The organism is Convivina intestini (assembly GCF_003096575.1).
GTDB classification, from domain to species: Bacteria; Bacillota; Bacilli; order Lactobacillales; family Lactobacillaceae; genus Convivina; species Convivina intestini.
In genome coordinates, this window is sequence record NZ_QEKT01000018.1 from 1 (window position 1) to 3,680 (window position 3,680).

Sequence of the window (3,680 nt, forward strand, 5' to 3'; positions counted from 1 at the left end):
CCAACTGCTAGCTTTGCTAAATTATTCGTAATATTTATAACTATCGTAATGGCATTCATTGTTCATTTATTTGTATAAGTTACGTGGTTTTAAACGTTATCAGCAACGGGTCAACCACCGTTGTGTACATAGCAGTTTATTAGAGGGGGCGACATGGCATTAGATTTTCTAAAATTAATTGACGTAAAAGAAAGCTATCAAGCTCCGATTAAGATAGGAAAAATCATGCGGGATAGTGAACAGCGGACTAAGTTATTTGATTCTTTTTTAGCTGAACAGTCCGATTTATCGTTTGATTTGTTTACGGAGTTCTTTCAGGCAGAGCAGGCCGACCGTAAAGACAAGAAGCAGGACTACACCCCTGATGGTTTAGTAACAGTTGCCAGTGAGTTATTAGGAAGTACCACAAGTAACGCCGATATTTGTGCTGGAACTGGTGGTTTAACGATTAAGCGCTGGCGTGACAATCCAGACGCTCGTTATTACTGTGAAGAGTTTTCAGACCGTGCTATTCCGTTCCTATTATTTAACCTAGCTATTAGAAATATTGATGGTATTGTATGGCACGGAGATAGCTTAACACGTGAAGAATTTGCCACTTATAAGCTATCGAAAGGAAGTCAATATTCAAGCATTGAAAAAGTAAACGAAAAAGGTTTACTCGACAATAATATTAAGACTGACACCGTTATTATGAATCCGCCTTACTCAATGCCATGGAATCCTAAACCAGAATATTTACAACAACCACGGTTTAGTGAATACGAAGTATTAGCGCCTAAGTCTAAGAGTGATTATGCATTTTTGTTAGAAGGTTTATACCATCTAGCTGATAACGGTACAATGTCTATTATTCTTCCGCACGGTATTTTATTCAGAGGACAAGCTGAAGCAAAAATACGTAAGCAGCTAATTGAAAACAACTACATTGATGCTGTAATTGGCCTGCCTGATAAATTGTTCTTGTCGACTAATATTCCAACGGTAGTGTTGGTACTCAAGAAGAATCGAACCAACCATGATGTGCTGTTTATCGACGCTAGCAAAGAATTCAACAAGTTAAATAATAAAAACGAGCTAACCAGAGACAACATTGACAAGATTATTAGCACTTACAAGCAGCGTAAGAGTATTGATAAGTACGCTAGTGTAGTGAGTTATGAAGACTTTGTAGAAAATGACTTTAATTTAAATATTCATCGTTACGTTGATACTTTTGAACCGGAACCTGTTATCCCAATTGGACAGACGGTTAAAGAGTTATTTGAACTAGATCAAGAAGAACAGCGATTGTTCAGTGAGTTGTCTCTATCGGTTAACGCTTTGGTTGCTACTCAGTCATTACAAGACGCTCATGATCTAGACAAACTCAAGGCCTACTTAAACGCCAAGGCTAAACGTAAACAGGTACAGGCACAACAGGAGTTACTATGATAGACCCTTACGACTTTCAAAGTTTAAAACTTCCGGATATAGCTGAATATGAATGTGCTAAAGCTGGTCATATCTATCCAGCAGGAACGTCAACATTACAAATATCAGCAACACAGGGCCAAATAGGATTTTTAAAGAAGCCGAGCGAAGTTGAGCCGAAGTATGTAGCTATTGTTCCGATTGCTGGTGTAAATCCAATGTATCTAAATGTCGTTTTACAAAAAAATATTCAGCAGTTTATGCACGTATTTAAGGCAGGTATTAATATCCAGTTTGATGAGTTAGCTAACTTCAAAGTGCAGCTACATAACGTTGAGACACAAGTAGCAATCGCTGAATTGTTTTCAAACTTGGATGAAAAGATTGAAATAGGAATTCAAATCGATCAGCAACTAAAAAATCAAAAGCAATGGATGCTAAGTAAGATGTTCATTTAGGGGGACGACGTGGCGGATAAGATAGACAAACTATTCAGTGATTATTTTTCCGGGGTCATTAACATGAGAATACAAGTACGTCGATTAGAACTAAGTCTTCCAAAGCAAACTGATGAAAACATTGGTGGCGGTCGGGCGTTGAATGTTAACCGTAATCCAGTCGATAGTAAACTAATTGCTGAGGAAAGCGACCGGGAACTAAAATATCTATTCACAGAAATTAGAATGATTGAAGAGTTCCTAAAAACAATCACTAATGACATGATTCAGTTATTAAAGTGGCGCTATGATACTCGTGACCGTCATACTTGGCAACTAATATCCTATAAGATGCACAAGTCTAAAAGCCAGTGTCAACGTGACCTTAATTTTGTCAAAGAACAGTTTGAGAATTCTATCTGGAACCGCCTTGTGGATATGTCGATGTAGCAATATTATGCGTCTTTTATGCGGTACTTTGTGGGTTTTTACCCCTTAAAATGGTGTAATAATTGTAGTATGCAAAAAATCAAATGAGACGTGTGTCTCTTATCCTGCGCGATGTTGGCCGGTGGCCGAAGTAAACTAAACTAAAAAGGATACTTCTTTCGTTATCACGACGAACGCGGTTCGATTCCGTGGTCGCGCTTAGCAGTGACAGCAACTTTCATGTATTTTTCCTTCTATTTATTTTTGAAATGCCTTTACACTACTTATCGCTGTCACTGCTTATTCTGAATAATGGCGTTAGGCCGTGGTTATAGTTTGCTCGCAGCGGCTAAATACCACGTTAGAAAACTCGTGAGGTGCAAGTCCTCGATTATTCATACTGCTGACGAGCAGTATATATATATATATATATATTCGCACTCCCCAAGCGTAAGAGGGCTACATATTTCCGAGGATTATTGCGCAACGGATACACGTACGGTTACGACCAGTGTATTCTCCGAGATGAGTCAGTCGTAATAACAAAAAACTCTCTACCTAGGAGAGATAATCCGCTTGTTTCGGTTTGATGCGGTAGGTGGGGTAGCTACCCACAAGTACATACATGCCTGATGGTTGGGCATCGTACACCATTGTATGTCTCGACCGTGACGCCTTACGGTTAATACAAATGAATGATAGGTGACGGAATAGGTAGACGTACACAATACACTCATGTGGGAATTATATGTACAGGGAGCACTTAAGAACTGCTACTAGCATATATCGAGTGGCTCTATGTAGGGTGCAAATCCTTACCCTATCGTACATAATGACTGTTGCAAATAATGCAATCGTCAAATATGAAATTGTTTATAGTGAATACATTAAAGAAATTCGTAAAACTCTAGAGTGAGGTATTTTATATGTTGGGATGGCTATTAGCAGTACTAATCATATTTATATTAGTAGTCATAGGGTTTATTTTTTTCTATAAATGGATCAGTAATAAATAATTTATTTAGTACATTCAGCACACTCTTAATGGGGGTGCTTTTTTAGTACATAGAAAGGAAAGCTAATGGAATACGGTAATACGAAAACAGTGCGTTCATTAAACGGCAATAACGTGAAGTACAGCGATAACGGGACCACCATGACGTTCCTATTGAATGATGGTGGAGAAAAACTACCGTTTGACGATTCCAAGGCGTTCGTGTCAGTTAAAAATACTGGATTCTTATTTGACGTCCAATTCAAGCTGCAAGACAGTAAAGTGATTGTTGATTTTAATAACAATCGTCTGCAAGAATTGCCAACCGGTAGCTATGGACTTGAGTTTACTGTTCATAATGAGCAGGGCGAGCGATTGTTATTCCCAGATAATGGATTCTTCCCGAT

General features: G+C 38.4%; 4 protein-coding genes. All 4 read left to right on the plus strand.

Annotated features, from left to right (window positions below; genetic code table 11):
- Positions 1-153: 153 nt before the first annotated feature.
- Positions 154-1,434 (plus strand): N-6 DNA methylase, encoded by a 1,281-nt coding sequence (locus tag C7384_RS07960; protein WP_089940526.1) that lies wholly within the window; start codon positions 154-156, stop codon positions 1,432-1,434.
- Complete coding sequence (locus C7384_RS07965; protein ID WP_089940523.1) at positions 1,431-1,871, plus strand: restriction endonuclease subunit S; 441 nt, start codon at positions 1,431-1,433, stop codon at positions 1,869-1,871. The genes C7384_RS07960 and C7384_RS07965 overlap by 4 nt, the downstream gene beginning before the upstream one ends.
- A 9-nt stretch (positions 1,872-1,880) precedes the next feature.
- Positions 1,881-2,300, plus strand: a complete 420-nt coding sequence (locus tag C7384_RS07970) for a DUF722 domain-containing protein (RefSeq protein ID WP_116585402.1) — start codon at positions 1,881-1,883, stop codon at positions 2,298-2,300.
- Between the two features lie 1,060 nt (positions 2,301-3,360).
- Positions 3,361-3,680 (plus strand): hypothetical protein (locus tag C7384_RS07975; RefSeq protein WP_133240791.1); only part of this gene is annotated, 320 nt, incomplete at its 3' end.

Bases quoted from the DNA above. Each gene is read 5' to 3' on its own strand.
- C7384_RS07960 (WP_089940526.1), top strand. From the start codon at position 154: ATGGCATTAGATTTTCTAAAATTAATTGACGTAAAAGAAAGCTATCAA.
- C7384_RS07965 (WP_089940523.1), top strand. From the start codon at position 1,431: ATGATAGACCCTTACGACTTTCAAAGTTTAAAACTTCCGGATATAGCT.